This window comes from Desulfosarcina sp. (assembly GCF_041551955.1).
Taxonomy (GTDB): Bacteria; Desulfobacterota; Desulfobacteria; order Desulfobacterales; family Desulfosarcinaceae; genus Desulfosarcina.
The window spans coordinates 1-4,661 of sequence record NZ_JBFELV010000410.1; the positions used below are offsets into that span (position 1 = coordinate 1).

Here is a 4,661-nt window from a genome sequence, read left to right on the forward strand (position 1 = left end):
CGCTTTTTCACTCGACCCCTTGAATCCTCGAACCCTGGAACCCTATCAGCACTCACCGTCGCAGTTCAGACACACAGATATTTGTTACGCACCGCCTCGTTGCAGCTCAGATCGTCACGGGTGCCATGATACTGGATGGCCCCGTTGTCGATGACATAACCGCGGTCGGATAGCCGCAGGGCGACCTCGAGGTTCTGCTCTGCCAGGAGAACGGTCAGCCCGCTTTCCTTGAGACGGGCGATCTGCTCTTCAAGCATATTCACGATCAGGGGGGCCAGCCCTTCTGTGGGTTCGTCGAGCAGGATGAAATCCGGGTTGGTCATCAGCGCCCGGGCAATGGTCAGCATCTGCTGTTCACCGCCGCTGAGGAATCCGGCCCGGCGGCCGTCAATTCTCTTTAGCGCGGGAAAAAAATCATACACCCGGTCTTTGTGCCATCCACCCTCCTGAACGTTCCGCTCGGAAATCTCAAGGTTCTCACCGACGGTGAGATCGGCGAAAACCCGGCGGTCGTCGGGGACAAAGCCGATGCCCATGCGGGCCATCAGATACGGTTTCTGGCCGGTACAAACCGTGCCTTTGAATTCGATGACCCCTTTTTTCGGGGGCGTCAAGCCCATAATACTCTTCATGGTTGTGCTTTTTCCCGCTCCGTTGCGCCCCAGCAGGCAGACGATTTCCCCTTGACCGACCTCGAGGGAAACGCCGAAAAGAATGTGGCTCAACTGGTAGAAGGTGTGAATATTTTCTACACGGAGCATTCGTCTGCACCTCCAAGATAGGCTTCGCGCACCTGCTGGTTGCTGCGCACGTCTTCTGGTGAGCCCTGGAGGATCGTCCCCCCGTGCTGCATCACCATGATCTGGTTGGCAATGGAGAACACCATGCCCATGTCGTGTTCGCAAAAGAGGATCGTCAAGCCCAGCTCCCCGGACAACCGTTTCATCAGACCCAGCGTCACTGCCGTCTCTTCGGGTGACATGCCGGCGGTAGGCTCGTCGAGGATGAGCAGTTCGGGACGGTTGCCAAGGGCAATCCCGATCTCGAGGACCTTCTGATCGCCATGGGACAGCGCCCCGCTGATCATGTCCGCCTTGCCGAGCAGGCCGACACTGTCGAGTATCTCGCGGGTCTCTTCGACCGCCATGAGCTTGGCCGGCTTGAAAAGATTGAAGGTTTTCTTTTGGTAGGAAAGAACGGCGACCTGGACATTCTCGAACACGGTCAAGCGGTGGAAGATATTGACCACCTGATAGGATCGACTGATACCTTTGCGACAAACCCGATGGGACGCCAGGCCGGCGATATTCTCGTCCTTGAACCAGATGTTGCCGGCGGTGGGTGGCAGCTGGCCGCTGATCAGGTTGAACAAGGTGGTCTTGCCGGCGCCGTTGGGCCCGATCACGGCAACCACATCCCCCTTCTCGACCTTGAGCGTGGCGCCGTTGACCGCCATGAATCCATCAAAGGATTTTACTAGGGATTCGACATGCAGCATTTACCCCTCCCCCTTTGCGGCAGGATCGGCTTTTTTGAGAAACAGGCCCAGGACGCCTTCGGGCAGGAAGAAAATGAGCAGCATCAAAACAATGCCCAGAATCAGGGTCCAGTATTCGGTGTAGATCCCTACGAAGGTTCTCAGGCTGATGATGATGGCGGCGCCCAGGGCTGGGCCCAGAAAGATAAACCAGCCGCCCAGCAGGCACATGATCAGGATCTCCAGGGAGAGCGTCCAGAACATCAGGTCCGGGAACACGGACCCTTCGACGGTCACGAAGAGCGTACCCGCCACCCCCGCGAAAAAAGCGGCCAAAACCTGGCCTGTCAGCTGCTGCTTTTGAACATTGACCCCGACGGCCTGGCAGCGTTCGGGGTTATCACGGATTCCCTGAAAAATCCGGCCGAAGGGCGAATTGACGATGGTGTACATCAACAGCAGGCAGGTTGCGGCAACGATCAGGTTAAAATAGTAGGCCCCGGTGGACGACCCGACCAGGTCCGGCAAGGGAATCCCGTGGATACCGTCATCGCCCCCGGTGAATGAATACCAGCGATAGGTAATGGCCCACACCAGGGAACCGAGCGAAATTTGCAGCATGCCGAAGTAGAGCCGGTTCAACCGCACGGTGATCAACCCCAGCACCAGTCCGAGTGCAGCGGAACAAAAAGGGGCGATGACATAGCCGATCCACAGGGGCAGGCCGGATTTGGTGACAAAAAGAGCAAAGGCATAGGCGCCAAACCCGTAAAACACCGCATGGTGGAACTGGTACATGCCGCCGAAGCCAAGCACCAGGTTGAGGCTGGTCGCCAAGAGCGCGATGGCGAACATCAGCGCGAAAAGGTAGACGTAAAACCGCGGCAGGAACTGGGGCATCATCAGCAGTAATGCCAGCAGGACTGAGCATGAAATCAATGTCTTTGCGTCGAACAGGGCTTTAAACAAAGGTTCCTCTGATTATAAATGTTCAAAGGTTTTGAGTTGCATTTATTGGTGACCTTGCTCATAGGCAGGTTGAAGAGCCCCCCTGAACCCTGAACCTCTGAACCTTGAACGGTTCTACCAGGTTGATTTAAGCAGCCCTTGCGGGCGAAAAAGCAGTACGGTGACCACCGCCACATAGGGGAAGACGATCGCAAACTGCGGCCATAACAGAATCCCGATCGAATCGGTCAGGCCGAAAATCAATGCGCCGAGAAGGGCGCCCCAAATATTTCCCAGGCCTCCGATGATAACTATCAGAAAGGCCTCGATGATGATGGCGTGATCCATGCCCTGGGTGATATTCTGGGTGGGGGCCACCAGTGCGCCGCCCAGTCCCGCTAAATAGCAGCCGATAACAAATACCGCGGCGAACACCCAGCTGACATTGATCCCGATGGCACCGACCATCTCCCTGTCGACGGCAGCGGCGCGTGCAATTTTCCCGATTTTGGTCTTGTTGGTCAAAAACCAAAGGCCGGCGGCCACCAGCGGGCCGATAACCAGCAGGAACAGGTTGTAGCGCGGAAAAGGAAAACCGGAGATGGAGAAGGACCCCTGCAAAAACACCGGTGCGACCAGGCTGCGGTAATCAGAGCCCCAGACCAGCTTGACCAGATCTCCGATCACCAATGAAAAGGCGAAGGTAAACAACAGGAGCATCATGTGCTCGCGTTCATACAGATGACAGAACACCGCCCGCTCCACCAAGAAACTCAGCAGCGCGACCACCAGCGGGGCCACGATCAGGGCCAGCCAGAAACCCAGGGCGCTCTGGCCGAACAGCGTGGCCACGGTGTAAGTCACAAAGGCACCGGTCATATACAGGGATCCGTGGGCCACATTCGGGATCCGCAGCACGCCGAGCACAAGGCTCAGGCCGGAGGCCACGATAAAGAGGATCGTGGTTCGGCTGAGGCCGACCAGGACCTGCTGCATCAGCGCCGAAAAGTTTACCGTAGCGGAAAATTCCATACCGATCGCTATCTCGGAATCTTGTGTTCCCGCACACGAAAATGGGTGCGGGAATTGAATTTTATATGTTCGATAAAGCAGATATCGGGCAAAAAGACCGTTTATGGGTGGGCACTATTTACGTGATTCGGCAATCTCCTCACAACTCGGCATGACCTCCTCGCCGGGAATCGTGACGATATCCGTAGCCATCAAAAAGTCGTAACCGGCCACCTTCTTGGTCACGCCCATGAACATGGGTAGCGTGGCCTGGTGGTCGCAGGCACGCATGGTCACCGGGCCGACAGGGCTGTCGACGGTAAGCCCTTCGACCGCGTCGATGAACGCCTCGGTTTTCACCTTGCCGGCGTTGAGGTAGCCTTGGGAGATCAGTTTGGCGGTCAGCATCCCGTAGACGGCACCCACCGCCGGTTCGCGGTTGTAAGCCTGTTTGAACTCGGCGACAAACTGCCGGTTGGCCTCAGTTTCGGGATAGTAGAAAAAGTAGTTGGAGGTGCCGATAACCCCTTCCGGCGCTTCCAGGCCCAGGGGCTTCAGGGTGGACAGCTCGGTGGCGGTGTGCATGAAAAACGGCACCCGCTCGTTGAAGCCGGTGGCCTTGGCCGCCTTGAGAAAGGGCACACAATCGCGCCCGCCCGTGGCAATGATCACTGCATCGGGCTTGGCCGACAGGATCGCCGTGATATAGGGGGTAAAATCGGGCTCGCCGACTTTCCACCAGGACTGGCCCAGCAGTTCCACGTCCGGACGCAGCTGCTTGAGGTTGTCCCACACGCCGTCGGCCACGGCATGGCCGTACTCGTAATCGTCGCCGGCAATCCAGTACTTTTTATAAGGCCGTTTGGCCAGCCCCACGGCGCCGGCCTTGCCGGCCAGTGCGGTATTCTCGGTGACCGAGAAGACATAGCGGTGCCCCTTCTCGCCCGTGATTTTGGCACTCTTGGAAAAGGTGGCGAAAAATGGGATCTTCTCTTTTGCGGCCAGATCGGAAATGGCCAGGGCCAGGGCGCTGTTGATCGTCCCCATCAGGATGTCCACATTCTCCCGATAGATCAGTTCCTTGGCGGCCGACAGGCCGATATCGACCTTGAACTTGCTGTCCCGGGTGGTGAAGACGAGCTTGTGGCCCAGAACGCCGCCGGCGGCATTGATCTTGTCGACCTCCAGCTTGAAGGCATCCCGGACATCGTTGGTGTAAGTGGCC

5 protein-coding genes are annotated in these 4,661 nt (G+C 57.5%); all 5 read right to left on the bottom strand.

From position 1 onward, the window contains the following. Positions 1 to 65 precede the first annotated feature (65 nt). A complete protein-coding gene (locus tag ABYV26_RS21295; RefSeq protein WP_372683371.1) occupies positions 66 to 761 on the bottom strand; it encodes an ABC transporter ATP-binding protein in 696 nt (231 codons plus the stop codon). Further along, a complete protein-coding gene (locus ABYV26_RS21300) occupies positions 749 to 1,498 on the bottom strand; it encodes an ABC transporter ATP-binding protein (RefSeq protein ID WP_372683372.1) in 750 nt (249 codons plus the stop codon). The genes ABYV26_RS21295 and ABYV26_RS21300 overlap by 13 nt, the downstream gene beginning before the upstream one ends. Then, positions 1,499 to 2,446 (bottom strand): branched-chain amino acid ABC transporter permease, encoded by a 948-nt coding sequence (locus ABYV26_RS21305; RefSeq protein ID WP_372683373.1) that lies wholly within the window; start codon positions 2,444 to 2,446, stop codon positions 1,499 to 1,501. 114 nt (positions 2,447 to 2,560) lie between these two features. Continuing rightward, positions 2,561 to 3,457, bottom strand: coding sequence for a branched-chain amino acid ABC transporter permease (locus ABYV26_RS21310; protein ID WP_372683374.1), 897 nt, complete (start codon positions 3,455 to 3,457; stop codon positions 2,561 to 2,563). A 114-nt stretch (positions 3,458 to 3,571) separates the two neighbouring features. After that, positions 3,572 to 4,661, bottom strand: a 1,090-nt coding sequence (locus tag ABYV26_RS21315) for an ABC transporter substrate-binding protein (protein WP_372683375.1), incomplete at its 5' end; no start/stop codon positions are given.